We start from the raw sequence: 26710 nt of genomic DNA, 5'->3' as shown, positions 1-26710 counted from the left end.
CGTTTTTCCGGTGGCAAAGAGTGTATCGAGTTATGACAGCTGCCGATCCGATTACTGTTGGGGTACTCAGTTTACACACGAGCAAGGAATCCAAAGCGATCCTCAACGCTGTCGAGGAGTTAGGTCACGATACCGCCTGGTTGCGCGAGGAGAATACGACGATCAGCGTCGAGGACGGCGAAGTCGTCCTCGACCCGGAAGTGGACGTCATCGCCAACCGGATGTTGCTCTCGAACACCGAGCAACCCTGCGAGGAACTGGGGCTGGCGGGCACGCTCAACAAACTCGTGCCGATGCTCAACGAACCGGAAGCGACGATGACCGCCTCACACAAACTCGCCACCGCGGCGGCACTCGCGTCCGAAGACGTGCGCGTTCCGGACGTGTACATGGCCTTGAGCACGAACAACCTCAACGACGGTCGAGACCGATTCGGCGAGGAAGCCGTCTACAAGACGGCCATCGGCACCCACGGCGGCGGAACCTGGAAGATCGGTCCGGACGACCCGATCAACGCGAAAGTCGGGAACCGATACGCCTTCCTCCAAGAACTCATCGACATGGACGACCAGCGCCACCGCGATATCCGCGTCTACGTCGTGGGCGACGAGGTCGTCGGCGCGATGTACCGCTATGCACCCGACAACGACTGGCGAACCAACGTCGCCGTCGGCGGCAGCGTCGAGGACGCGACGGACTCCCTGTCCGACGAAGTCGTCGACATGGCCGTCAGCGCGTCCCAGATCGTCGGCCTCGATTACGCCGGCGTCGACCTCGTCGAAAGCGAAGACGGGGCGCTCGTCCTCGAGGTCAACCCCACCGCTGGCTTCAAAGGACTGTATCAGGCCACCAGCGTCAGTCCGGCCCCCTACATCGCGAAACTCGCTATCGAACGCGCGGGCGGCGAAGTCGACGACGGCCGGGTCTGGGAGCTCTCGGCGAACCTGGACGATTCGACGCCTTCGGCAATGCCCGACATCGTCCGGCCCGGCGACGGCGAACCCGCGATTATCGGCTACACCGAAGAGATCGTCCTCTCCGGAACCGCGGGCTCGAAAACCGTCTACGCGAAATCCGACACCGGCGCAACGCGAACGAGTATCGACACCCGACTGGCCGCAGACATCGGTGCTGGCCCGATCAAGTCGATCACCCGCGTGAAATCCGGCAGCCGGAAAACCTCGAAAAGCCGACCCGTCGTCGACGTCGTCGTCGGCGTCGGCGGCAACCAGCACACCGTGACCGCGAGCGTCGAAGACCGCAGCCACATGGACTACCCCGTCATCCTCGGTCGCGACATCCTCGGCAGTTACCAGGTCGACGTCAGCCGCCGCGTCGACGGCGACAAACCCGACAGCCCCGAAGAGGAAGAAGAGCTCCTCGAGTAACACTTCGTTCCTCTCGCGCCACCCCCACCCGCAACCGACGCCGTTTTGCTCGTTCGAGCCAACCACTCCACGATGCCAACCCCTGAGGACGTCCTCCGTTGCGATCCCGTGATGGCTAGCCTGCTCGAGCGCTACGACCTCGAGAGCGTCGACACGAACGTCGACGAGTACGAACGGCTGGCCGTCTCGATCATCAACCAGCAGCTCTCGACGGCCTCTGCCAACGCCGTTCGCGGGCGTGTATTCGACGTGCTCGAGGGCGAGGTCACACCCGGGCGAGTGCTCGAAGCCGACGATGACCGCTTGCTCGAGGCAGGGCTGAGCGGGCAGAAACTGACGTATCTACGAAACGCCGCGGCGGCGTTTCGCGAGCGCGACCTCACACGCGAGGGGCTTGCCGACCACTCCAACGCCGAGGTTCGGGAGAGACTCACGGCGATCCGTGGCATCGGCGACTGGACCGCCCGGATGTACCTCATTTTCGTCCTCGGCCGACCCGACGTGCTCCCGCTCGGTGACCTTGCCGTCCGTCGTGGCATCGAGGACCTCTATAACGGTGGCGACGACCTCTCGAGAGCCAAAATACGCGAGATCGCCGAACCCTGGCGGCCACATCGAAGTCTGGCGACGCGGTACATCTGGGCGCATTACGAGGACGAGGATTCATCTCCGCCCTAGAGGCGGGCTTTCTCATCGACGTTTCGTACAAATTAATTCACTTTCCAGAGTTACTTGCTCTCATAATCAAATAAGCTCGGTTTGAAAGTCGAAGTAGTTCAGACGGACGCCCTCACTCGAGGTGGTGATAGTCCAGTTCGTACTCCTCGTCGATGGCTGCCTGAACCGGTTCACTCGGCTCTCCGATCCCTCGTTTGTGGATCGAAAGACCGGACTCGTCCGCCGACACCACGAGATTCACGCGCCAGTCCGAGTGCGTCTCGGGATGATCGCGCCGGTAGTGAGCGCCGCGGGACTCGGTTCGCTCGAGAGCCGTCCGGAGCAGGGCTTCGGCAACGGTCAGGCTGAACGAGAGGTCGACGGCGTACTCGAACGACCGTGAGGTCAGGTCGCCATCGACCAGGAGGTTGGCCGTTTGTGCCCGGATCGTCTCGAGTTTCGCCAACCCCTCCCGGATCCCCTCGCCATCGCGGATGATGCCGGCGTGTTTCCAGAGCAGGTCGCCGATGTCCTCGAGTAGCGCTCTCGGCGTGACTTCGCCGTCCGCTTCCGCGAGCGTCTCGAGGGCGAGGAATTCCCGTTCGGCAAGCGCCCGTTGACCGGGAGTCACCACCGGATCCTCGTCGGCGCTCGAGAGGTGCAAAGCGATGCGTTCGCCGACGGGTTTGGCGATGGCGACTGTCTCCGCGAGCGAGTTACCCCCGAGACGGTTTGCGCCGTGGACGCCCGCGACAGTCTCTCCGACGGCGTACAGCCCATCGACGCCGGTTTCACCCGTCTTGAAGTCGATATCGACGCCGCCCATGGTGTAGTGAGCCGTCGGACCGACCACCATCGGTTCACTCGTGATGTCGACGCCGAGGGTCGCGAACCGTTCGACCATCGTCGGCAGTCGGTCCCGAACGTAGTTCGGATCCCGGTGGGAGATATCGAGGTAGACGCCGCCGTGTTCGGTCCCTCGGCCGTCGCGAACCTCCTCGGCAATCGCTCTGGCGACGACGTCTCGAGCGTCGAGTTCCATCTGATCCGGTGAGTACCGTTCCATGAACCGCTCGCAGACGGACGACTGCGACGCCTGGGAACCGCCGTTCGCGTCGCCCGCCTCGTTCGTATCCCTCACGGAGCAGTCCGCGTTGTAGAGTCGACCCCCTTCGCCCCGAACTGCCTCCGTCACGAGTCGCCCGTCCCACTCCTCGCCGTAGCGCTCGCCGACCATTCCGGTGGGATGAAACTGCACGAACTCCAGATCTAACAGTCGGGCACCCGCCTCGAGGGCGAGTGCCTGTCCGTCACCGTTGTTCTCGTCGTCGCGCGATGAGTGGCGATGGTAGAGCGCCGAGAAGCCACCCGCGGCGAGGACGACGTGGTTACTCCGAAACAGTAGCCCTCGGCCCGTTTCCATGTCGAATCCGGCCGCGCCGTACACCCGTTCGCCATCCGAGAGCAATCGCGTTATCATCACGTTCTCTCGATAGGGAATATCGAGCGCCTGGGCTCTGTCGATGAGCGTCGAGAGCATCGCCTCGCCGGTGCGGTCGCCGACGAAACAGGTTCGGCGGTACGACTGTGCACCGAAGTACCGCTGGTTGATTTTGCCGTCGTCCGTCCGGTCGAACGGTGTCCCCCACCGCTCGAGTTCTCGGATCCGGTCGGGCATCTCCTGGGCGACCAGTTCGACGGCTTCCGGGTCGTTCAGGAAGTGCCCCTCGTTCAGCGTGTCGGCGGCGTGGATCGACCAGTCGTCCTCGGAGTCGAGCGAGCCGAGCGAGGCGTTGATGCCACCGGCCGCCCACGTCGTGTGTGCGTCTCCGTGCCCACGCTTACCGATCACGAGCGGCGTGTGTCCTGCCTCCGCGATGGCGATGGCCACGCGAGCGCCGGCGGCCCCCGCTCCGATGACTAACACGGGCGTCGAAACCACGTCGTAGGGCAACTCGAGCGGTCGCTCGTCGTTGAAATCGGGCACCAGCGAATCGAGTATCGGATCGCCGTCGCCGAGCGTCGAACCCGCCGGTCGGTCGCCACTGGAGGAGGTTTCTGTCATCAAATTGAGAAAGGCTCCGTAGCTATTTACCGTAGACGCCAAACGAGGAAGGGCTGTCGGCAAAACGGCCGAAAACCCATCAAACGATCGCTGAGTCACGTTTACAGAATTACAAGCCGAATGCCACGGGGCTTGAACCCGAGGCACGTCACAGCCCACCACATTTTTACTCGACGGTCGAGTGTACCCGTGCGTGCAACCGATCGTTCACCTCTCGGTTGGCTACCTCTGTTATGCGGCCTACACTCGTTGGCGTCGTGGTGAGCGGCCCAGTGGCGTTCCAGTCCTCGTCGTCCTCGTCGGTGCAGGCCTGCCGGATCTGCTGGACAAACCCCTCGCCGCAGCGGGAATCGTCGACGTCGGACGGACCGTCGGCCACTCGCTGTTCACCGCCGCTATCGTGATGACTATCGTCTGGCTGATCGCCACACGATGTGATCGCCGCCCACTGGCGATGGCGTTCGTCATCGGCTACACTTCTCACATCGCGGCCGACGTGCCGTGGCACGTCCTCTCCGGTGATATCGACGAACTGGGATTTCTCCTCTGGCCAGTCACTGAGATGCCAGCATACACTGGCGTGAAACCACTCGGAACCGTCGGCGGTGTCGAGGTCACGACGCTCTGGCTCGAGGCGGTGATTTTCGTGGCCGGCATCGGCCTGTGGTGGCGCGACGGGAAACCGGGACTCGAGACGCTGAAAAACGCGGTCGTTGACTAGTCCGGATCACGCCTCGTCTTCGGGCGTCTCCGGTTCGATACCCGACAACCGCATCGCGTTGCCGGTGACCGCGAGGCTCATCCCCATGTCGCCGATGACCACCGCGTGGATGACGGTGACGACCCCGAAGGGCGCACCCGCTGCGAGCAGTGCCTTGACGGCGAGACTCGAGCCGATATTCTGGCGGATGACGCCGTTTGCCGTCCCCGAAAGTCGGTACAGGTAGGGAAGACGGGTCAGATCGTCCCCCATAAGCGCGACGTCAGCCGTCTCGAGTGCCGTGTCCGTTCCGGCGGCCCCCATCGCGATGCCGACGGAGGCCGTCGCCAGCGCCGGCGCGTCGTTGATACCGTCCCCAACCATGGCGACGGTGTGTCGTCTCGAACCCTCGCTATCAGCCCGTTCACCCACCTTTCGGCCCGTGTCCGCTTCCGTATCGGCTCGCCCCTCGAGGTCGCGAATTGCCTCGAGTTTCTCCTCGGGGAGCAACTCGGCGTGGTACTCCTCGATGCCGACCTCTTCGGCGATAGCCCGGGCAGTTCCCTCGTTGTCGCCGGTGAGCATGACGACGCGCACTCCCTGGGCCTGTAGCTGGGAGACGGCCCACGCGGCGTTGGGCCGAACGCGGTCGGCCACGGCGATGACGCCGAGGAGGGTGTCGTCCGTGCCGACGAGAACGACCGTCTTGCCCTCCGCCTCGAGTGTCGGAACGACCTGTTGGAGAAGATCGAGGCAATCCTGCCGCGAACAGTCCGGCCTCGACTCGACGGAATCGACCCCGCCATCGGTCCTGACGTGCGTATGCTCGAGGTCGAGCCCCAGGTCGTCGAAGAGGTCGGGTTTCCCCACGTAGTGAGTCTGGCCGCCGATTTCGCCGCGCACGCCACGTCCGGCGAGGGCTTCGAAGTTCCGTATCTCCGGATTCGCTACGTCTTCTATCGCCTCATCTGCGTGCTCGGCAATCGCCGCACCGATCGGATGTTCGCTCCGTTTCTCGAGCACGCCGGCTGTTGCCAGCACGGCCTCCTCGCTGGTCCCCTCGAGGGCCACGATGTCGGTCACCGCGAGGTCGCCCGTCGTCAGCGTCCCCGTCTTGTCCACCGCGAGCACGTCGCTCTCGCCGACCGCCTCGAGGTGGCGGCCTCCTTTGATCAGAACGCCGTTTTTCGCCGCACTCGTGATCCCCGAGACGACGCTCACGGGCGTCGAGATGACGAACGCACAGGGACAGGCGATTACCAGCAGCGTCAATCCGCGGAGGAACCAGGTGTTCCAGTTCGCACCGACAAGTAGCGGCGGGCCAATGGCGAGCGCTACGGCGAGCACGACGACGATAGGCGTGTAGATACTCGCAAAGCGGTCGACGAACTGCTCGCGTTTCGTCCGTTCGCGTTCGGCGTCGGCCACCAAGTCCACGATTCGAGCGAGCGTCGACTCACCGGCTTCGCTCGTCACTTCGATCTCGAGGTAGCCCGACTCGGCGATAGTTCCGGCGAAGACCTCGTCACCGGCGGCTCGGTCGACGGGAACGCTTTCGCCCGTGATCGGCGACTGGTCGACGGCGCTGGCCCCGGTCTGAACCACGCCGTCGGCCGGAATCTTCTCGCCCGGGCGAACGACGACGAGGTCACCCGGCTCGAGCGCCGACGCTGGAATCGTCGTCTCGGCCCCGTCCTCGGCTTTGATCGTCGCGGTATCCGGCGAGAGCTCCATGAGTTCCCGCAGAGAGTTTCGCGCCCGGTCCATCGAAAAGCGCTCGAGGAGTTCGGCGACGCTGAACAACACGGCCAACATCGCGCCCTCGAAGGGGTGGTGGGCGGCCACGCTCGCGAGAATCCCGACGCTCATCAGAAAGTCGATATCGAGGCTGTGTGCCCGCAGCGAGTAGTAGCCATTCCGGAGTATCGGCACCCCGGCAACCGCTGCCGCGATAATAAACAGGACGTGTGAGAGGGCGTACTCGCGACCGACCAGGGTAAACAACTGGGTGTTCGCGTCGGTGGCGACGAACGCCAGTACCATCCCGACGACCACCAGCGCGCCGCCTATCACGGTGCCGATAGCCCGTTGGGTGCGCCAGATCGGGTCCGCGGGCTCGAGCCCCGATTCATCTCCGGTACTCGAGAGCGTCCGCGCCTCGTAGCCAGCGCCCTCGATAGCCGAGACGATCCGTTCGTCGACCCGATCCCAGGCACCGTCCACCGAATCGCCGCCAGTAGCGTCACCGGCCGGGGCGTCGGTCGGTGCAACCGTGACCGTCACCCGCCCGGTCGCCGGCAGCGTTTCGATCGACTCGAGTGTGGGTTCCTCGAGTCCCTCGAGCGCCCCCTCGACCTTGCTGGCACAGGACGAACAGTCCATCCCAGGAACCGAAAACGCTCTCGTCCGTTCGGTGTCACCGCCGGCACCTTCGAGGCCGGTAACCGTGTAGCCGGTTTCCGTCACCCGTTCGCGCAAGGTCTCTGCGTCCGTTCGCGTCGGGTCGTACTCGATGTGTAACCGGCCCGATGCGACGGCCGGATCGATAGTGTAGATGCCGTCAACGCCCTCGAGACCACGTTCGATTTTCGTCGCACACGAGGAACAGTCCATCTCCGGAACGCGAAACTCGACCGTCGCGTCCCCGTCGCTCCGTCTCCTCTCAGTCATCAGTTTCGTCTAGCCTCGCGACCGGCATACGCCTTATTTGGCGCACGCCAACTAGTGGCTTCCCAAACCTGAACAGATTCGAGAAACCGATTACAGTCGTCCGGTTTCAGGCATCGGTCGACGTTTGGCAAGCCACTAAGGCTGGGGAAAGACGAAGTGGATCCGTCCCGAGTCACATTTCCGGCTCGACTCGAGCGCGGTCACCCGCCACGAGCGAGGACGCCATCGCGGCCTCCGCACGTCGCAGCCGATAGGAAAGCGTGGAGCGAGGAATGTCGAGTCGGGCCGCCAGTTCGTCTAATTCGATGGCGCGTGGCGTCTCGTAGTAGCCGTGTTCGACCGCCGCACGCACTGCATCGCGCTGTTCGGGAGGGATATCCGGTTCGACGCTCGCGCGCTCGAGCGACCGCTCGGGGTCGACATCGGCGAGTCGCAACATCTCGATACCGGTACACTCCCCGACTTCGGTCCCGAGCGCGTCGAAAAATTCTCGCACTGGTGCATCGTCGTCGAGGATGATACGCCAGCGATGCCGACGACCCTCGCGGTACGTTTCGAAGAGCAAGCCCGTCCCGAGATACTCGAGTGCCAGGTGCGGAACGGACGTACAGTCGTCGGTTCGATCCCAGTAGGTGTAGACCACGAGTTCCTCGTTCGAGCGGTCGAGCACCTGCGTCTCACAGGTCGCGCCACAGTCGTCGCGGACCAGACAGTCCGCAAAATAAGCGGGTTCCGCGTAGGCCGCCTCGAGCGCTTCGAGCGCCTCAGCCGAACCGGTTGCGTGGTCTACCCGCCACAGGCTGTCGGGGGTCACGTGATAGGACAGCGAGCGAATCCGCGTGCCTGCGTGTGCCTCGAGGACGTCGGCAACCGGATTCGTGCCGGGTTCGTACTCGAGGGCGAAGACGAACTCTCGCATTAGTATGCCGTACGTCGTCCAGCCAAAAAGGACTCTCGCTCGAGCGACACCAGTTCGCGAACGGTCACCGCCAAGGTCAAACGGTTCTTTCACGCTGGGGAAAACACTTACACCGCGGCGCAGTTGGTCGGACTATGCCCGCCGACCGACGAACACTCCTCGCATGCACCGGTGCCCTCCTTGCCGGGATGGCCGGCTGTCTCGAGAGTGATGATTCACCAGCAAACGGCGACGATACCGGCGCTGGCGGGGACGACAGTAATAGTGACACGAACGGGAATGGAAACGGCGACGTCAACGGCAACGACACCGATGGCTTCGGGGCGTACCCGACGCCGGTGTTTCCGGAACTCGAGTTCGTCACTGCTCCCGAACTCGACGAAGCGAAACTGGCCGAACAGATCCGAGGGAACGTCGCCTTCTCGATCGACCTGCTCGAGCAACTTCGGGCGGAATCACCCGAGCAAAACATCTTTTGTTCGCCGTACAGCGTTTCCGTGGCGCTGGCGATGACCTACGCCGGTGCCCGGGGGGAAACCGCGAACGAGATGGCGTCCGCGCTCCGGTACGAACTCGGGCAAGACGACCTGCACCCCGCCTTCGGCGCGCTCGAGGCCGAGTTTGCCCGCCGAAACGAGGACGGACAGGAAGTGGACGACCCGACCGGTGAAGACCACGACGGCCCCGCCTTCCAGCTATCGACGGCCAACACGACCTGGGGCCAGCAAGGTTACGGCTTCGACCAGGACTTCCTCGACCTGCTCGAGGCCTATTACGGGGCCGGGATGCAACTCGTAGATTTCGTCGGGTCACCGGAGGACGCTCGCCAGCAGATCAACGAGTGGGTCGAAGCCCAGACCGAAGACCGCATCGAAGACCTGCTCCCCGAAAACTCGATCAGGTCGACGACGCGACTCGTGTTGACCAACGCTATCTACTTCGTCGCGATGTGGAAGTATCCCTTCGACGAAAGCCAGACGTCGCCGGGGACGTTCACCGGCCTCGAGGGCCAGGAGACGACCGTCGACATGATGCACCAGTCGATCGAGGTCCCCTACGCCGAAATCGACGGCCACCAGCTCGTCGAACTTCCCTACGCGAACGACGACACCAGCATGGTCGTCATCGTTCCCGCGGCCGGCGAGTTCGCCTCCTTCGAGGACGCGTTCAGCGTCGACCGACTGGCAATCATGCTCGGGGAAACGACTACGCCGGAGGTCGAACTCACGATGCCAAAATTCGAACTCGAGTCGAAGTTCAGCCTTGTCGAGATCATGGAGAACCTGGGGATGGAGCGTGCGTTCGGCGGCGGCGCGGATTTCTCCGGAATGGTCGATGGTGATAGCAGTCTGTTCATCAGCGAAATCGTCCACCAGAGTTTCGTGGCCGTCGACGAACTGGGAACTGAAGCCGCCGCAGCGACGGCCGTCGTCATGGACGAAAGCGGTCCGATGGACCACGTCGAACTGACTGTCGACCGCCCGTTCCTGTTTTACATCCGCGATCGCCCGACGGAGACGGTGCTGTTCGCCGGCCGGGTCGTCGATGGGGAGACGTTACAGGCCGAGTAGTTACGACACCGATTCAGGTCCCGCTCGTTGAACGGTGGCTCGTTCGCGAAACCGCGCCGCATCGACCGGACTCGAGCCACGAGAATCAACGAGAACTAACGAGAAACGAACTCGTCCACGGATGGCCGAGCGTGCGTCTCGAGCGACAGCGAGAGGCGCACATTCACGGGGGAAGAGGCTGTTGACCAGCCACCCACCCCGAGCGACGCTCGCGAACTGGCGACCGACGTGGAGGACGCGGCACGTCCGGAACGGAGAGGAGTGCTTTTGGGCTCTTGGCGAGCGTCGCGAGCCAATGGTCAGCGAGCACGTGTGCTTGCCAGACAGGTTTTATCGAGGGACGCTGTGCTGTGCGGCGAAGCCGTCAGCGCAGCAGACCGCAAGATAAAAGGTGGGTTTTAGAACCCTTTTCCGAGCATCTCGCGAGCGATGATGTTCTTCTGAATCTCGGTCGTCCCCTCGTAGATCTGGGTGATCTTGGCGTCGCGATAGAACCGCTCGACGGGGAAGTCGTTGACGTAGCCAGCGCCGCCGTGGATCTGGACGGCCTCGTCGGCGACATCGACGGCGATGCGGGAGGCGTACTCCTTGGCCATCGAGGCGAGTTGGGTGATGTCCTCGCCCTGATCGACCTTCCAGGCAGCCTTGTACGTCAGGTTGCGGGCGGCCTCGGTCTTGGTCGCCATGTCGGCGAGTTTGTGCTGGATGGCCTGGAACTCGCTGATCGGCTTGCCGAACTGCTCGCGGTCCTGCGCGTACTCGAGTGCGGCCTCGGTGGCCCCTTTCGCGATACCGACGCCCTGAGCGGCGACGGCCGTACGAGTCTCGTCGAAGAACTGCATCTGCTGGAGGAACGCGGCGTCACGCGTCCCGACGAGGTTCTCCTCGGGCACGCGTACGTCGTCGAAGATGACTTCGGCGGTGTCCGACGCTCGGATGCCGAGTTTGCCCGTGATCTTCTCGGTGGAAACGCCGTCCCAGTCGGTCTCGACGATGAACTGGCTGAAGCCGTTGTAGCGACCCTCGGCGTCCGGGTTGGTTTTCGTGAGGACGACGAGGAAGTCGGCGACGGTGCCGTTGGTGATCCACATCTTGTTGCCGTTGAGGATCCACTCGTCGCCGTCTTTTTCGGCGTGGGTCGACACCGAGGAGACGTCAGAACCGGTGTCCGGTTCCGAAATTGCGGCACCCGAAATCGCCTCACCGAGGGCGACTGGCTCGAGGTACTGCTCTTTCTGTTCTTCGGTCCCGAAGTTCATGATCGCCTCACAGCCAAAGGAAGTGGCGACGATCGAGAGTGCGATACCGGGGTCGACCGCGAACAGCTCCTCGGTGATGATCGCGGTGTCGAGAATCGAGTAGCCAGCGCCACCGTACTCCATCGGGATGTATGGCCCGGTCAGCCCCATCTCGGCGGCCTTCTGGACGACCTCGTGTGGGTACTCCTCGGCGACGTCGTACTCGGTTGCGACGGGTTCGACCTCGTTTTCGGCGAAGCGTTTCACTTCTTCGCGGATCTGTTGTTGCTCGTCGGAGAGTGCAAAGTCCATACAGGGGTATTCTGTCCTGAACGATAAAGAACTTTGTAACCGGCAGTAAACTCGAGAAACGTTTGAAGCCGAAAAGAGGGAAACGTTGAAACCGGTGCCAGACGCATATGTGTCCATGGAGCTTGAGGATATCAACACCATCGCAGTTCTCGGCGCGGGGAACATGGGCCACGGCATCGCCGAAGTGGCGGCACTCGCCGGCTACGACGTGAACCTGCGCGACATCAACGAGGAGTTCGTCCAGAACGGCTACGACCAGATCGAGTGGTCGCTCGGCAAACTCGCCGAAAACGACCAGATAACCGAAGCGGAGGCCGACGCCACCCTCGAGCGTATCACGCCGCTGGTCGACGTCGAGGAAGCCGTCGGCGACGTCGACGTCGTCATCGAGGCTGTTCCCGAGAAGATGGAAATTAAACAGGACGTCTACGGTGAGGTCGAAACCTACGCCCCAGACCACACCATCTTCGCGACGAACACCTCGAGCCTGTCGATCACGGACCTTTCGGAGGTGACCGAGCGCCCCGAACAGTTCTGTGGAATGCACTTTTTCAACCCACCGATCCGGATGCCACTGGTGGAAGTCATTTCGGGCGAGCACACGAGCGAGGAGACGCTCGACGTGATCGAAGCCCTGGCCGACGACTTCGACAAATCACCCGTCCGCGTGCACAAAGACGCCCCCGGCTTCATCGTGAACCGGATTCTCGTCCCCCTGATGAACGAAGCCGCCTGGCTCGTCAGCGAGGACGAAGCCACCATCGCCGAGGTCGACTCGACCACGAAGTTCGACATGGGCATGCCGATGGGCGCGTTCGAACTGGGTGACCAGGTCGGTAACGACGTTAGTCTCCACGTCCTCGAGTATATGCACGAGGTGCTGGGTGATGCCTACGAGCCCGCACCGCTGCTCGCCGAAAAGGTCGAAAACGAAGAACTCGGGAAGAAGACGGGCAAAGGCTTCTACGACTACGACGATGGTCCCGGTGCAGACGTGCCGACCGATCAGCAGTCCGAACTGGTGAAGCGGCGACTGCTCGGCTCGATGGCAAACGAAATCGCGAAGCTGATCGGTGGCGACGTCGCCCCGCCAGAATCCATCGACGAAGCCGTCAAACTCGGTGCCGGTTTCCCCGACGGCCCCGTCAAGGTCGTCGACGAATTCGGCCTCGAGCCACTCCTCGAGGAACTCGAAGACGCCTACGAGGCAACCGGCCACGAACGCTACGCACCGGATGCATACCTCCAGGAGCGTTCCGACGTCGGCAGCTTCTACGACGCCGCGGAAGACGACGACGGGGTCGACTTCGAAACGATCCGCCTCGAGTATCCCGCCGAGTACGTCGGCCACATCGTTCTGGACCGCCCACACCGGATGAACACTATCAGTTCCGAACTGCTCGATGAACTCTCGACGGCCATCGACCTGCTCGAGGACGACGACGAGGTACGCGCGATTTTGCTCACCGGCGAAGGCGAGAAAGCCTTCTCCGCGGGCGCGGACGTCCAGAGCATGGCCGCCGGCGGTGCCGACCCGATCGGCGCGGTCGACCTCTCAGAGCAGGGCCAATCCACCTTCGGCAAACTCGAGCGCTGTGAGATGCCGGTCGTCGCCGGGATCGACGGCTACTGTCTCGGCGGCGGGATGGAACTGGCCACCTGCGCCGACATCCGTATCGCCTCCGAGCGTTCCAAACTCGGCCAACCGGAACTCAACCTCGGCCTGATTCCCGGCTGGGGCGGCACCCAGCGCCTCTCGAACATCGTCGGTGAAGGACGGGCCAAAGAGATCATCCTCACGGCCGACCGCTACGAGGCTGAAACGCTCGAGGAGTACGGCTTCGTCAACGACGTCGTCGACAACGACGAACTGCTCGAAGCCGCCCTCGAGATGACCGAAAAGCTCGCCGGCGGCCCACCCATCGCCCAGCGCTTTACCAAACGTGCCATGCTCGCCGGCCGCGACGACACCGAAGCCGGTCTCGAACTCGAGGCCGCCGCGTTCGGTCACCTGATGGCGACCGACGACCTGATGACGGGAATCACCGCCTTCATGAGCGGTGACGACCCCGAGTTCGAAGGCAAATAACGTCGAAATCGGGATCCAGGTTACCACGGACTCGTTTCGTTATTCATCCGACTGAAACCGTTTCGTCGTCTCGACCAGCGGATGCTTCGCGTAATCGACGACTTCGATATCCGCGATACTCTCCAGCCCTTCCTTTTTTGCCGTTTTCGCCATCCCGAGATCGATCGGGTGATCGATGACGATCACGTACGCGTCCATCTCATTGAGCTCGAGTCGGTCAGCTGCAAGCACCCGATGATGCCCATCGGCGAGCAACAACGTGCCCCCGTTGTCGATGACGACCAGCGGTTCCGCCAACCCGTGTTCGAGTTCGTAGCGTCGACCCTCCAGTTCGTCCGCGTAGACCCGACCCTGCGTCGGGGTCAGTTCGTCCAGTTGGATGTCGCGTCGTTCCTCCCGTAACTCAATTGAGTGGATGTTCTCGAGGGTTCGAATCAACTTCCCAACTTTTTCCGGAGTTGCACGCTCGATCTGACTCCTGATGACGTCCGCATTGGAAATAATGCCGACCAGATTTCCGGCATCGTCCACAACGGGCAGTTTCTGAATCCCAGATCGAAGAATAACGCGTGCGGCATCGGTCACTTTCATATCCGGGTGGGCAACGATCAGGTCCGTCGTCATCACTCGAAAAATCGGCGTCGAATCGTCGGCGAGTAGCAGATCTCGAGCAGTCACGAAGCCATCGACGCGTCGGCGTTCACAGACGGGAAAGCCGCTGTGATCTTCGCTTTCGGCGATTCGTACACTCACTTCTTCGACCGTATCGTCGGGTGACACCGTTGCCACGTCTCGAGTCATGTAATCTTTGACCCGGGGTTTGGTGTAGCCGTCTGCCTCCGTAGAACCGTGCATGAACGCATCTCTCGAGGGGAGCGGTGAAAAACACTCCGAGTAATAGCGATTCGTGGAAGGCCATCGATATTCGAACGATACAACAGTCCGATCGACCTATCCAGACACCATCACGATTCGTCCGTGCCAAACAGCACCTGACTCGTCTGGCTGTACAGCCCGACAGCTGTTCCAGGACGTGTCTCGATCGCTTCGAAAAACCGATCCGTAATCACCTCTTCGACGACGCTGAGAATCGACTCGAGTTCGGCCGCCGTTTCCGTCCCGCCCAGTACGCCAATCTCGAGTTGCGCGCCGGCCATATTCGCGTGTCCACCAGCACTCCCGATCTGGTCGTAGGCATCCCGAAGCACCTCTCCGAGATCGATATCGGAGCCGCGTGAACGAGCCGAAATGAACACCATCTCGTCGTCGAACCCGAATACGAGCGTCGTATCGATCCCCTCCATCGAGAGTAACTGATCGGCCGCCTGTGGCAACGCATCCCGGGTTGGAATCTCGCCAGCGCTAGCGACGAGTACAGAATCCCGTCGGGTACGGTTTTTAATCGCTCGAGCGACCGTATCCAGTATGTCGGGATCGACCGTCGGTTGTTCGATTCGTAACAATACGTCGAGATCGGCGTCCGGCCAGAGCGTCGCAGCCGCCTCGAAGTCCTCGGCTGAAACCTCCCTCGTAAAATCGTTGGTATCGACACGGATACCGTACAACAACGCTGTTGCCGTCGCTTGCGAGAGATCGATATCGAACCAGTCTATATACCCAGTCAACATGGTGCTGGTCGCTCCGATCCGTTCACGAAGGTCGTAAAACCCGGCCGCGACCGGCCCTCGAGGCGGGTGGTGATCGATGACGATGTCTATCGCCAGTTCCGCCGGCAACTGATCGTTGACACCCGGTCGGGAGTGATCGACGAGTGCGAACGCGCCGTACTCGAGCGGGTCATCGATATCGAGCGCGCGAAGATCGAGATCGAGCAAGTTGACCATCGCCCGATTTTCCTGATGGGAAATGTCTCCGTAGTAACAGGCCTCCGCATCGACGCCGACCGATTCAGCGAGTTCGGCGAGGGCAACCGCACTGGCGATAGCGTCAGGATCCGGATTGTCGTGTGCGACAACCGCGAGCGTCCCCTCAATGCTACTCAGTTTCTTCCGTAACGTGATTGCTCTGCGGGCCGCTGGCGTCGCCGAACGTTCGAGAATCCACTTCGCCAGCAGGTCGGTCGAATCGATAACCGTCGTCGTCGCTCGCTCGAGACCAGCCAGGTCCGCCGCCCGGGACGCAACCGTCTCGCGTTCGCCACCACCGCTGCTCGGCTCAGGTGCGTACCCGATAACAGTTGCATCTGGTGCAATGGTCGTGATCGTCTCGGCCATCTCACGATTGCGATCCAGTTCATCACCAGCGATGAAAACCACGTCAGGCTCCTCGAGTGACTCGAGGAGCGTCCGATCACACGGATCGACACAGCGGGCGGGCACGCTCTCTTCACGGAGCGTTTCTACGAGATCCGCATCGTCAGCGAGGACGAGTAACTCACCAGCCGTCGCCGCCAGTGCCGGCAGCCCCTCGACGACGCGCTGTCCAACGCCCCCACAGCCGAGGACCAGCCGGAAAACCATACGGCCGCTTCCGACTGGAGGCGCTAAAAGTTACCGGGTTTTCAGTACAGATCTCGAAGGAAATTCCGAAACGTCGTGCGTCGTGATCAGGTGACGAGCACTGCACTCGCCGCGTCGACTGCCACGTCAGCGACCGGGCCGAACGCAGGCAGCAAGACGACAGTCATCACGGCAGCGAACAGAATCGCTGCGTACAGTCCTGTCGGCGTCCCGCCGAAGTCTCGCTCGGCCGTGGGGTCGGCATCGTTGATCCAGACCGCTTTGACCAGTCGCGAGTAGTAATACAGCGACAGTGCGCTGTTGACCACGAGTGCCGCGGCGACGAGCAACAGCGCGCTGTTGGCCGACGCCGCCTCGAGCGCCCCCGTGAACAGGAAGTACTTGCTCCAGAAGCCGCCGAACGGCGGGATCCCTGCGAGGCTGAACATGAACACGGCCAGTGCCGCACAGGCAATCGGAGCGCGTGCAGCAAGTCCGTTGTAATCCTCGAAGGTACGACCGACGCCCCAGTACTCACCGAGACCAACGAACAGGAACGCACCCGTGTTCATGAAGCCGTAGACGAGCAGGTGCATCATCGCCGCACCGAGGACGAGTTCGCCGCCGTCGACGGTGAGCGCAGCCAGTCCGATCAGCGCATAGCCAGCGTGACCCACCGAGGAGTACGCAAGCATCCGCTTGACGTTCTGCTGGGTCGCGGCCGCAAAGTTCCCGACCGTCATCGTGACGATGGCGAGGATGATGAACGCAACCGTCCAGTCGAGCCCGATGACCGCAGTCGTCGTCTCGAGCGGGAACGCCGTCGTGAACACACGGAAGAGGATCACGAACCCGGCTGCTTTCGACGCCGAGGAGAGGAACGCCGCAATCGGTGCGGGCGCACCCTCGTAGGCTTCGGGTGCCCAGAAGTGGAACGGGACGCTCGCCGTCTTGAACGCGAAGCCACCGATCAACATCACGATACCGAGTCCGAGCAAGCCGCTGTAGGCGTCTGCCTCACCGGCCGCCAGCGTGTCTGCGATTGCCTCGAGTTGCAGGTGCCCGGTAGCACCGTAAACGAGGCTGATACCGTAGACGAAGATGGCCGAGGAGAGCGCACCGATCAAGAAGTACTTCAGCCCAGCCTCGACGCTGCCACGGTTGTCCTTGAGGATCGCGACGAGTGCGTACGATGGCAGGCTTGCAAGCTCGAGGGCGATGAAGATCGTGACGAGACTGTTTGCGGCAGCCATCGTCGACATCCCCGTCGCGGCGAGCAACAACAGCGAGTAGTACTCGGCCTGATAGGCGTGACCGGCCATGTAGTCGTAGCTGGCCACCGCCACCAGCGCTGTGACGACGGCGACGACGATCATGAAGAACAGCGCCATCTGATCGACGACCAACTGGCCGCCGAACAGATCGATTGCGCCGGTCCCAGTGACCGAATCACCGACGACGAACCAGAGGTCGTAACCTGCATCATGCCCGTCAGCCCCGGTTCCTGCCAGCGTAAACCAGACGGCAGTTACGAGTGAGGCCAGCGCACCAACGACGGCGATACCGGCCAGTACCGGTCGGTTCGTCGACCGCGGGTTGATGCTGTCGTAGGCGAACAACGCCAGGGCGGTAAGCGCCAACAGGAGTGGCGGTGCGAGCGCGGCCCACTCGGGGAGAGCGAACGCATCAGTCATCAGGCCTCACCTCCGAACTCGAGAATCGGGTCAACGGCATCTAGGATCATGTCGAAGATCAACTCGGGTGCGACACCCAGTGCGATGATGAGCCCCAGCAACACGAACATCGGCGCGATGTCGTGCAGTGGTGCTCGACCGACCTCGTAGTCAGTCTCGAGGCGGTAGGGGCCAAACAGCGTGCGCTGCATCGCAAACAGCAGGTAGCCGGCAACGATCACGATGCCGAACATCGCGAGCGCCGTGAACACCGGAGCGTACGACAGGACCTCAGAGCCGAAGGCCCCGAAGAAGATGAAGTACTCTGCGGCGAACCCGGACATAAGCGGCAGCCCCATGTAACCGAACGCACCGGCAATGAGGATGCCGACCGCAATGGGCATCTTATCGGCCATCCCGGACATGTCGGTGACCATCCGCGTGTGGGTCGCGTTGTAGATGACGCCGACGGCCATGAACATCAGCCCGGAGATGAGGCCGTGAGAGACCATCTGGAACGTCGCGCCACCGACACCGAAGTGCGTGTACGCGATCAGACCGAGGATGACGTATCCCATCGACGAGACCGACGAGTAAGCGACGATCCGTTTGAGGTCGGTCTGTGCCAGCGCCAACATCGCGCCGTAGATGACGCTGATGACGGCGATAGCCGCAATCGGAACCGCATAGGTTTCGACCTGGTCCGGGAACATCGTGAAATTGAACCGGAGCAGGGCGTAGGTACCCATCTTCAAGAGGACACCGGCCAGGAGTACCGACGCCGGTGTCGGTGCTTCAACGTGGGCGTCCGGCAGCCAGGTGTGGAATGGGACCACTGGAACCTTGACAGCGAAGCCGAGGAACATGGCGATGAACACCAGTGAGGCGACCGTACTCCCGGCGACACCCGCGAAGGCGTCCGGTCCGCCGTTGAGCATCGCCTGCGTGACCTCGGGCAGGCCGAACGACGATACGTCCAGGCTGAACACGAGCGCGATGAACGCCGCAAACATCACCAGCGAGGCGACGTTCGTGTAGATGAAGAACTTGATCGCGGCGTACTTGCGTCGCGGACCGCCCCAGACACCGATCAGCAGGTACATCGGGATGAGGACGGCCTCCCAGAAGATGAACCACATGAAGAAATCGAGCGCCACGAAGACACCGATCAGGTTCGCCTCGATGAACAACACGAGACCGTAAAACTGGGACTCGCGGACGTCGATCGGCGTCCACGAACTCATGATCGCGAGCGTGGTCAAAATCGTCGTCAGGACCACGAGCGGCAGGCTAATACCATCTAACCCCACGTACCACGAGATTTCGTAGGCGCCGAGTTCGATCCAGGTTGCCCGGTTCTCGAAGGCGAGTTCGCCACCTTCGAGTAAGGCGTTCCCGCTTCCGTCGAAGGCGGTGAACAGCCACAGTGAAAGCCCGGCCGGGATCAGACTGATCGCGAAGGCCAGCTTTCCGGCGATACGATTGGGCGCGAGGAACGTCAACAGCGCGCCCGCAAACGTGACAGCGAGGAGCGTCTCAATCATCATACGAACCACCCTCCGAGAACGCCGAGCACGACAAGTAAGACGATGAACCCGACGATAAGCAGTGCCGCGTAGTTCGTGACGACACCGGTTTGTAATCGCTTCATCCGTCCGCTACCGAACAGACTCACGCTCGAGACGCCGTTGACGACGCCGTCGATAACCGTCTGGTCGAACCGATCTGCGGCTCGAGCCAGCGGCAGCGTGAGGTTCTCGGCGAGCCAGACCTGGTACTCGTCCTGGTAGTAGTTGCTGCGCAGAACGGTCCGGGCGCTGCCGAGGTTTTCCGTGTGTGGTTCCGGCTCGGGCACGTTGTAAAGCACCATCGCAAAGACGGCACCACCAACGGCAAGGCCCAGGCCGAGACCGGCCGCGATCAGCAGGGTGATCGTCTCGGAACCGATGTATTCAGTGCCGAATGGGACGGTTTCGCCGTAGGCACTGTAAGTCAGGTCGGCGTAGCCACCGTACTGACCGTCGAGCCAGAACTCGAGGTACGTAATCTCGAGGCCGGTGAGTTTGTACACCGGCGCGAGGTTGGCGATACCGGCGACAAGCGCCAGTACACCCAGTGTGAGCAGCGGGAACTTGATGTTCCAGCTGACGGGGTGTGGGTCTCGCGCGGCGTCAGACCGGGGTTCGCCGTGGAAAGTCAAGAAGACCATCCGGAACGTGTAGAAGCCGGTGAAGAATACGGCGAGCAGTCCCATTGCGTACGCAGCCAGGAAGATCGGCTCGTTCAGGCCGACGATGATGGCGTCAAAGAGAATCTCGTCTTTCGACCAGAACCCAGAGAAGGGAACGATGCCCGCGAGTGCGAGTGCGCCCGCGAGGAACGTGTAATACACGACGGGTGCCTTGTCTTTGAGGCCACCCATCTTCCACATGTCCTGTTCGTGGTGCATGAGGACGATGACGGCACCGGCCCCGAGGAACAGGAGCGCCTTGAAGAAGGCGTGATTCATCAGGTGGAAGACGCCAGCGACGTAGCCGCCAACGCCCAGGCCGAGCATCATGTATCCGTACTGGCTGATCGTCGAGTACGCCAGCACCTGTTTGATGTCGTCTTTGACGACACCCATCGTGGCGGCGAACAGTGCGGTGAAGCCACCGACGAACGCAATGATCCCGAGAGCGGTCGGGCTCAGCGCGTAGTAGCCGAACATCCGGGCAACGAGGTAGACACCGGCAGCAACCATCGTCGCCGCGTGGATCAGCGCCGACACCGTAGTCGGACCTTCCATCGCATCGGGCAGCCACGTGTGGAGTGGGAACTGAGCGGACTTTCCGATCACACCACCCAGCACTAGCAGACCGGTGATGGTGACCCAGGTTTCGGCACCGAAGCCGAACAGCGTCTCGCCGTTGTCGATTGCCTCGCCAGCAGCGGCGACGAACGAGCCGTCGCCCTGGAAGGCGAGCGTCCCGAACGTTGCACCGATGGCGACGACACCGAGCAAGAAGAAGTAGTCACCGAAGCGGGTGACCAGGAACGCTTTCTTCGCTGCCGATGGCGCAGATTCTGTGCGGAACCAGAAGCCGATGAGCAGGTACGAACAGAGTCCGACCAGCTCGAAGAACATGAACGCCATCAGCAAGTTATCGGCGACGACGAACGCGAGCATGCTGAACGTAAAGAGCCCGAGTTCGGCGTAGTACCGGGGAAGCCCCGTTTCACCCTCGTCGTTCATGTAGCCGAGGCTGAAGACGTGAACGAGGAACGCAATCAGCGATACGATGACGAGCATCAGTGCCGAGAGCGGGTCGAGCAGCGTGCCGAACGTAAATTCGATCGTCGGAACACCGGTTTCGCTCACGGCATCGCCGGCAGCCCAGGTAAAGTACGTCTCCTGATGTTGGCCACCGGTCGCGACAGCCGCCATGACGTACAGCGACAGGAGCAAGGAACCCGCGGTGGCGACGATACCCGCAAGCGCTCCCTTTTTCGGCATATAGTTCCCAAAGAGCAAGGCGACGACGAACGCCGCAAGCGGGAGCAGTACAATCGCCGGCGCTAATTCGAATGCAGTTTCCATAGTGTTACCACCTCATCTCCGACGGAACAGTCACGTCCACGTCACGGAAGTTACGGTACAGCACCAGGATGATCCCGAGTCCGACGGCGACTTCCGCCGCAGCGAGCGCCATCGTGAACAGCGCGAACACCTGTCCGGTGAGGTTACCGTGATAGAACGCGAACGCGATCAGGTTGATGTTGGCCGCGTTCAGCATCAACTCGACGGACATCAGGAACATCAGTGCGTTCCGACGCGTCAAGACCCCGAAGAGTCCGATACAGAACAGGGCCAGGGACAACAACACGTAGTACTCGATGCCGACCGTCACTGGTCGACACCTCCGTCAGCCGCTGCCGTTCCGCTCGAGTCAGCGTCCGTCGGCGTCGTCGAGAGCGCCGTAACTGGCTCGCCTGCATCTTCACGTTTGGCGAGCACGAGTGACGCGTCGAGTGCGGCGTCGAGAACGACGGCGATGAGCAGGAACGAAACCAGGAACGGCTCGGTGTCACCGATGTTCATCGCTCCCGACTGCAACGCCGTCATATCGAACATGGCGTAGCCTATCTCGGAGGTGATCGAAATCCCCTCTGGATAGCCAGTCATCGTGCCGAACCCGGTGTTCAGCGTAATCACGCCCATCAGTGCAAACAGTACCACGGCGAGAACGCCCGGTACCAACGTCTTTCCGAGTCGGAGCTTTGGACCTGTCGTCATGCCCGCGGCACCTCCTCGTCCGGTTCCTCCGTTTGCGTGAGCATGACGGCGAACGTGATGAGGATGAGAACCCCGCCTACGTAGACGAGAATCTGCATCATTGCGACGAACTCCGCCGCTAGCATCACATAAAACACCGCCACGCTCGTCAGCGACACGCCCAGCAGGAGCGCGGAGTGCCACGGATCCTGCAAGAGCACGACGCCGACCGCACTGCCCAGCGTAACGAAGGCGAACAGCGCGAACGCGATCAGCTCGTATGTCATTGGTGTTATCTGGTTGGGTATGCCCTTTGTAGATTTCGAGATGGGCTGGTCTCGTTACTGATAGTCGACCTCGCCGTCTCCTTCACCGATCCACGCCCCGCGATCCGGTTCGCGGGACTCGAGTGGATCGATGTCTTTGTACCACGGTACCGACATCAACTGCTCTTTGTTGTAGACGAGATCGTGTTTCGTATCGCCCGTAAACTCGAAGTTCTGGGTGAGCAAGATGGCGTCGACGGGACAGACCTCCTCACACAGTCGGCAGTAGATACACTGGCCGATGTGGAGGTTGTACTGTTCGCCGTTTCGCTGGTCGTCCGTCACGATCTGAATCGTGTCGTTCGGACAGACGTTCTCACACTGGCGACACCAGATACAACGTTCCTGGCTGAACTTGTGGACGCCACGGAACCGCGGGGAAACGTCAGGTGTTTCCTCCGGATACTGCACCGTGAACTTGTTGCCGTCCAGTGCGTGTTTCATCGTTACCGCCATCGATTTGAGTAGTCCAATCATGCGAAGATCACCATGCTAAGTGCGAGGTCAGCCTCGAGCAAGCCCACGATAATCGCCGTGAGCACGAGGTTGGCGAAAGCAAGCACGAGCATGCCTTTCCAGCCAATCTCGATAAGTTGGTCAATTCTGACACGCGGTAGCGCCGAGCGCAGCCACTGGGTGAACAAGAAGACCGCCCAGATCTTCACGATAAACCAGACGATTCCCAATTCGGCGGGGCCGGGTCCAGCAGGGCCACCGAGGAAGATCGTCGCGATAATAGCGCCACCCAGGAAGATGTGCAGAAACTCCCCGAGGTAGATCAAGACGAAGTAGACGCTCGAGTACTCCGTCTGGTATCCGGCGACAATCTCAGTCGGCGCCTCAGGGATGTCGAACGGGTTACGACCGATCTCGGCCATGTTCGCCGCGACGAACAGGACGAACGCGAACGGATTGACGAACGCATACCACATCGGGATGTCGAGTCCACCAACCGTGATGAGCGTCTCGGCCTGTGCGGCAGCGATCTCGCTCATCTGTAAGGTACCCGCGAAGATAACGACGGACATCCCCGTGACGACGAGCGGAATCTCGTACGCGACGTTCTGGGCGACAGCGCGAAGCCCCCCGATCATCGAGTACTTGTTTGCCGAGGAGTAACCGGCCATGACCAGTCCGACGCTCGCGATGCCAGCGACCGCAAACACGTACGCAAGCCCGACCTCGGGATCAGCGAGGTGGATGCCGGACCCCATTGGAATAACCGCGAAGCCGAGCATTGCAGACCCAGCGACGACGATCGGTGCGAGGTCGTATGCTGGGCGGTCCGCGTTTTCCGGTATGATTAGCTCTTTGGCGAGCAAACGCACCGCGTCAGCGACGATAATCAACAGGCCGAAGGGACCAACACGGTTGACCGCGTATCGGTCGGTGAACGCCGCCGTAATCTTTCGTTTCGCCCACGGTCCGGCAACGCCGGTCATCGCGAGCATCAGGTTACCGACGATAAACGCCGCGATAAACGTCGCGAGCAGTTCGCCGGCCATCCCGAACTCGCCGAGTCCGGTCAGGTCACCGATCCGTTCGGGCAGCAAGATCGTATCTTGCAACGGAGTCTTGCTCCCGCCGATCATCGATCCACCTCACCAAGTACGATGTCCAGGCTCCCGAGGGAAGCGATCAGGTCAGGGATGTATTCACCTTCGGTCATTTCTCCGAGCGTCGAGAGGTTGTGGAAACACGGACTGCGAATCTTGAAGCGACCGGGCTTGTCGGTGCCATCCGAACGGAGGTAGATTCCGAGTTCGCCTTTCGCCGCTTCGACGGCGCGGTACGTCTCGGTGTCCGCTTCCGGTTTGAGCGTTCGGGGAACGTTGCTCTGAATCTCCCGGTCGTCTTCCGGCCAGTCCTCGAGCAAGTCGATACACTGCTCGATGATTTTGGCACTCTCTTCGACCTCGCCCATGCGTACGAGCACGCGCGAGTAGTTGTCCATGCCGTCCTCGGTGATGACGTCCCACTCGAGGTTCTCGTAGTAGCCGTAGGGGTCGTCACGGCGGAGGTCCATATCGATACCCGAACCGCGGGCCGTCGGCCCGGTCGCCCCGTAAGATTTGGCAACTTCGGGCTCGAGAATGCCGGTGTCGACACACCGGATCTGGAAGATTTCGTTCGTGACGATCAGGTCCTCGTACTCCGAGACCTTGTGTGGAAGGTCATCGAGGAAGTCACGCGTTTTCTCGAAGAACTCCTCTCGGGGCTCTGGGAGATCCCAGGCGACGCCGCCGAGTCGGAAGTAGTTGAACATCAGGCGCTGACCAGTGAGGTCCTCCAGAATGTCCTGAACGACCTCGCGGTCGCGGAACGCATACTGGAAGACGGCAGTGAAATCGCCGAAAACGTCCAGTGCGAACGTCCCGAGCGCCAGCATGTGGGCAGCGATCCGACACAGTTCTGCGCCCAGCGTTCGAATGACCTGCGCGTATTCGGGGACTTCGATGTCCGCAAGGTCCTCGACCGCACGCGCGTAGGCCCACTCGTTGAGCAGGCCAGCCGAGACGTAGTCCCAGCGGTCCGGGTAGGGCATGATCTGATGACGGTAGGTGCCCTGCTCGCACATCTGTTCCTCACAGCGGTGGAGGTAACCGATGTCCGGGTCGACGTCGACGACAGTTTCACCGTCAAGTACGGCCTTCACGTGCAACACGCCGTGAGTGGCCGGATGGTGCGGGCCGATGTTGAGGAACATCGTATCCGTCTCGGTATCCTTATGGTCGGCCTGTAGTGGGTTGGCGTGTTCGGCCAGGGTGACAACCTGGGGTTTCTCCTGATTGTAATCCTGCGAGAGCGGATGTCCTTGCCACGTCTCTGGCAGCAGAATCCGCCGCGGGTCGGGATGGCCTTCGTAGTCGATTCCGACCAGATCGAAGTTCTCGCGTTCGGCCCAGTCAGCCGACCGGAACACCGGTTCGGCAGTCTGGCTGACCGGGTTATCGGTCGACGTTGGCACGACGACACTCACTTCCTGTGTTGGGTCGTCGTACTGTTTCAGGTGATAAATCGACTCGTACCGGTCGTCGTACTGTTGTGCCGTGACACACGAGAGGTGGTCGAAACCTGCCTCGTCGCGAAGATCGAACAGCACGTCCTGAACGTCGTCGGGTCGAATAACGAACCCGGGCGCGTTTTTGTGGTCATCGCGCTCGAGGGCTCGGTCACCGACGAGTGCTTCGAGTCTGTCCTCGAAACTCATCTCGGCGATGTCAGCGTCAGTGTCGAGATGCGGTTCCGTGCTCATGGTGAATCAGCCCAGTTGTATCGCATGACGAGGTCCTCCTCGTCGATCTGATCGGCGAGTTTCTGCACCAGTTCGTCCTGTGGCAGGTCGCCAAACTGCTCGAGTTCGTACGGTTTGACGACCACCGGGGAAGATTCGCCGTTAGCGACTCGCTCCTGGAGTTTGGCAACGCCGTAGATGAGCGCCTCTGGACGCGGTGGACAACCTGGAACGTGGATATCCACCGGAATGATCTCCTCAGCACCTTTGACGACGTTGTAGCCTTCCTGGAACGGGCCACCGGAGATCGTACACGACCCCATGCCGATGACGAACTTGGGTTCGGGCATCTGGTCGTAAACGCGTTTCATTCGCGGCCCGAACTTCGAGACGATGGTTCCGGGCACGATGATGACGTCTGCCTGTCGCGGTGACGCCCGTGGCACACCGGCACCGAACCGGTCCAGGTCGTGTTTGATCGCGTAGGTGTGGATCATTTCGATGCTGCAGCAGGCGATCCCGAACTGCAACATGAACATCGACGACCCCCGGACCCAGTTCATGAACTGGTCGAACTTGGTGAGGATGAAGGGGGACGAGCCGAACGCCTCACGAAGCTTCGAGTTCATCCGGGCGTCGACGCCGGGCCCCATCCGGTCCTCCTGGGTGTCCGTCGAGGGGGCGGTACTGTCGTATATCTGTTGGGTTGGTTCGTTACTCATGGTCGATTACCCTCTGTGCCGACCTGCTGGGGCGATTTGGCCCACTGTACTGCGCCATTGCGCCAGGCCCACGCGAGTCCGACGACGAGGATGGCGACGAACAGTAGCATCGGACCGAGCGCGTAGAACAGTCCGTACTCTGCCAGCGCATCGGTGTAGATGACCGCCCACGGGAACAGCAAGACGGTCTCGATGTCGAAGACGAGGAAAAGCAGCGCAACCATGTAATACTGAATATTAAATCGGATGCGCGTCCCGCCCGTCGGCACCTCACCACTCTCATAGGTGGCACGTTTGCTCGTTTCGGGTACACTCGGTCGTAGGAGATACGACACCGCCATCATGGCGAGCGGAATCAGTAAACCCACGAGCGCCAGTGCCCCGATGGCTATCCAATCATTCATCTCCGTAACGTTCGGCCGTTGGAAACG

The 26710-nt window shown here is 61.6% G+C and carries 22 protein-coding genes; 5 read left to right on the top strand and 17 right to left on the bottom strand.

All coding sequences use genetic code 11. The features are described 5' to 3' along the window. Positions 1 to 32: 32 nt before the first annotated feature. The gene (locus NLK60_RS15875) at positions 33 to 1388 is read left to right on the top strand and encodes a RimK family alpha-L-glutamate ligase (protein ID WP_254808750.1); all 1356 of its coding nucleotides are present in this window, start codon (positions 33 to 35) and stop codon (positions 1386 to 1388) included. Between the two features lie 72 nt (positions 1389 to 1460). Then, positions 1461 to 2066, top strand: a complete 606-nt coding sequence (locus NLK60_RS15870; RefSeq protein WP_254808749.1) for a DNA-3-methyladenine glycosylase family protein — start codon at positions 1461 to 1463, stop codon at positions 2064 to 2066. A 112-nt stretch (positions 2067 to 2178) separates the two neighbouring features. Here the strand turns inward: NLK60_RS15870 and NLK60_RS15865 are convergent, their stop codons facing one another. Then, the gene (locus NLK60_RS15865) at positions 2179 to 4110 is read right to left on the bottom strand and encodes an L-aspartate oxidase (protein WP_254808748.1); all 1932 of its coding nucleotides are present in this window, start codon (positions 4108 to 4110) and stop codon (positions 2179 to 2181) included. 193 nt (positions 4111 to 4303) lie between these two features. On the opposite strand from NLK60_RS15865, the gene NLK60_RS15860 reads away from it, so the two are divergent. Continuing rightward, a complete protein-coding gene (locus NLK60_RS15860) occupies positions 4304 to 4831 on the top strand; it encodes a metal-dependent hydrolase (RefSeq protein WP_254808747.1) in 528 nt (175 codons plus the stop codon). 6 nt (positions 4832 to 4837) lie between these two features. Here the strand turns inward: NLK60_RS15860 and NLK60_RS15855 are convergent, their stop codons facing one another. Next, entirely contained in the window at positions 4838 to 7480 is a 2643-nt protein-coding gene (locus NLK60_RS15855) for a heavy metal translocating P-type ATPase (protein WP_254808746.1), read from the bottom strand. A 172-nt stretch (positions 7481 to 7652) separates the two neighbouring features. After that, the gene (locus tag NLK60_RS15850) at positions 7653 to 8399 is read right to left on the bottom strand and encodes a helix-turn-helix domain-containing protein (RefSeq protein WP_254808745.1); all 747 of its coding nucleotides are present in this window, start codon (positions 8397 to 8399) and stop codon (positions 7653 to 7655) included. Between the two features lie 134 nt (positions 8400 to 8533). Here NLK60_RS15850 and NLK60_RS15845 point away from each other — a divergent pair, with 134 nt between their 5' ends. After that, positions 8534 to 9970 (top strand): serpin family protein, encoded by a 1437-nt coding sequence (locus tag NLK60_RS15845; protein ID WP_254808744.1) that lies wholly within the window; start codon positions 8534 to 8536, stop codon positions 9968 to 9970. 398 nt (positions 9971 to 10368) lie between these two features. Here NLK60_RS15845 and NLK60_RS15840 read toward each other — a convergent pair whose 3' ends face one another. Then, positions 10369 to 11520, bottom strand: a complete 1152-nt coding sequence (locus NLK60_RS15840) for an acyl-CoA dehydrogenase family protein (RefSeq protein WP_254808743.1) — start codon at positions 11518 to 11520, stop codon at positions 10369 to 10371. 115 nt (positions 11521 to 11635) lie between these two features. On the opposite strand from NLK60_RS15840, the gene NLK60_RS15835 reads away from it, so the two are divergent. After that, on the top strand, positions 11636 to 13609 hold the full coding sequence (locus NLK60_RS15835; protein ID WP_254808742.1) for a 3-hydroxyacyl-CoA dehydrogenase/enoyl-CoA hydratase family protein: 1974 nt from the start codon (positions 11636 to 11638) through the stop codon (positions 13607 to 13609). Positions 13610 to 13648: 39 nt separating this feature from the next. On the opposite strand, the gene NLK60_RS15830 is transcribed toward NLK60_RS15835, so the two are convergent. From NLK60_RS15830 to NLK60_RS15770, 13 genes are all read right to left on the bottom strand, one after another. Then, positions 13649 to 14464, bottom strand: a complete 816-nt coding sequence (locus NLK60_RS15830; RefSeq protein WP_254808741.1) for a CBS pair associated ParBc domain-containing protein — start codon at positions 14462 to 14464, stop codon at positions 13649 to 13651. A 110-nt stretch (positions 14465 to 14574) separates the two neighbouring features. After that, a complete protein-coding gene (locus NLK60_RS15825; RefSeq protein WP_254808740.1) occupies positions 14575 to 16089 on the bottom strand; it encodes a DHH family phosphoesterase in 1515 nt (504 codons plus the stop codon). Positions 16090 to 16175: 86 nt separating this feature from the next. Then, positions 16176 to 17762 (bottom strand): NADH-quinone oxidoreductase subunit N, encoded by a 1587-nt coding sequence (locus NLK60_RS15820; protein ID WP_254808739.1) that lies wholly within the window; start codon positions 17760 to 17762, stop codon positions 16176 to 16178. Further along, positions 17762 to 19288 (bottom strand): complex I subunit 4 family protein, encoded by a 1527-nt coding sequence (locus tag NLK60_RS15815; RefSeq protein WP_254808738.1) that lies wholly within the window; start codon positions 19286 to 19288, stop codon positions 17762 to 17764. Before NLK60_RS15815 ends, NLK60_RS15820 begins: the two co-directional genes overlap by 1 nt. Beyond that, positions 19285 to 21321, bottom strand: a complete 2037-nt coding sequence (gene nuoL / locus NLK60_RS15810) for an NADH-quinone oxidoreductase subunit L (RefSeq protein ID WP_254808737.1) — start codon at positions 21319 to 21321, stop codon at positions 19285 to 19287. The genes NLK60_RS15815 and nuoL overlap by 4 nt, the downstream gene beginning before the upstream one ends. 4 nt (positions 21322 to 21325) lie before the next feature. Continuing rightward, the gene (nuoK, locus tag NLK60_RS15805; protein WP_254808736.1) at positions 21326 to 21631 is read right to left on the bottom strand and encodes an NADH-quinone oxidoreductase subunit NuoK; all 306 of its coding nucleotides are present in this window, start codon (positions 21629 to 21631) and stop codon (positions 21326 to 21328) included. Further along, on the bottom strand, positions 21628 to 22017 hold the full coding sequence (locus NLK60_RS15800; protein ID WP_254808735.1) for a hypothetical protein: 390 nt from the start codon (positions 22015 to 22017) through the stop codon (positions 21628 to 21630). The genes nuoK and NLK60_RS15800 overlap by 4 nt, the downstream gene beginning before the upstream one ends. Beyond that, complete coding sequence (locus NLK60_RS15795) at positions 22014 to 22283, bottom strand: NADH-quinone oxidoreductase subunit J (RefSeq protein WP_254808734.1); 270 nt, start codon at positions 22281 to 22283, stop codon at positions 22014 to 22016. The genes NLK60_RS15800 and NLK60_RS15795 overlap by 4 nt, the downstream gene beginning before the upstream one ends. A gap of 54 nt (positions 22284 to 22337) precedes the next feature. Beyond that, complete coding sequence (locus tag NLK60_RS15790) at positions 22338 to 22799, bottom strand: NuoI/complex I 23 kDa subunit family protein (RefSeq protein ID WP_254808733.1); 462 nt, start codon at positions 22797 to 22799, stop codon at positions 22338 to 22340. Then, complete coding sequence (locus NLK60_RS15785; protein ID WP_254808732.1) at positions 22796 to 23914, bottom strand: complex I subunit 1/NuoH family protein; 1119 nt, start codon at positions 23912 to 23914, stop codon at positions 22796 to 22798. The genes NLK60_RS15790 and NLK60_RS15785 overlap by 4 nt, the downstream gene beginning before the upstream one ends. Then, positions 23911 to 25578 (bottom strand): NADH-quinone oxidoreductase subunit D, encoded by a 1668-nt coding sequence (locus tag NLK60_RS15780; RefSeq protein WP_254808731.1) that lies wholly within the window; start codon positions 25576 to 25578, stop codon positions 23911 to 23913. Before NLK60_RS15780 ends, NLK60_RS15785 begins: the two co-directional genes overlap by 4 nt. After that, positions 25575 to 26279 carry an NADH-quinone oxidoreductase subunit B gene (locus NLK60_RS15775; protein WP_254808730.1) on the bottom strand — a complete coding sequence of 235 codons (705 nt, stop codon included), beginning with the start codon at positions 26277 to 26279 and terminating at the stop codon, positions 25575 to 25577. The genes NLK60_RS15780 and NLK60_RS15775 overlap by 4 nt, the downstream gene beginning before the upstream one ends. Beyond that, positions 26276 to 26683 (bottom strand): NADH-quinone oxidoreductase subunit A, encoded by a 408-nt coding sequence (locus NLK60_RS15770; protein WP_254808729.1) that lies wholly within the window; start codon positions 26681 to 26683, stop codon positions 26276 to 26278. Before NLK60_RS15770 ends, NLK60_RS15775 begins: the two co-directional genes overlap by 4 nt. Between the last annotated feature and the right edge of the window lie 27 nt (positions 26684 to 26710).

The sequence above is a fragment of the Natronosalvus amylolyticus genome, from assembly GCF_024298845.1.
GTDB classification, from domain to species: domain Archaea; phylum Halobacteriota; class Halobacteria; order Halobacteriales; family Natrialbaceae; genus Natronosalvus; species Natronosalvus amylolyticus.
The sequence above is the reverse complement of the archived record's forward strand: the minus strand, read 5'-3'. Positions and strand labels throughout refer to the sequence as shown.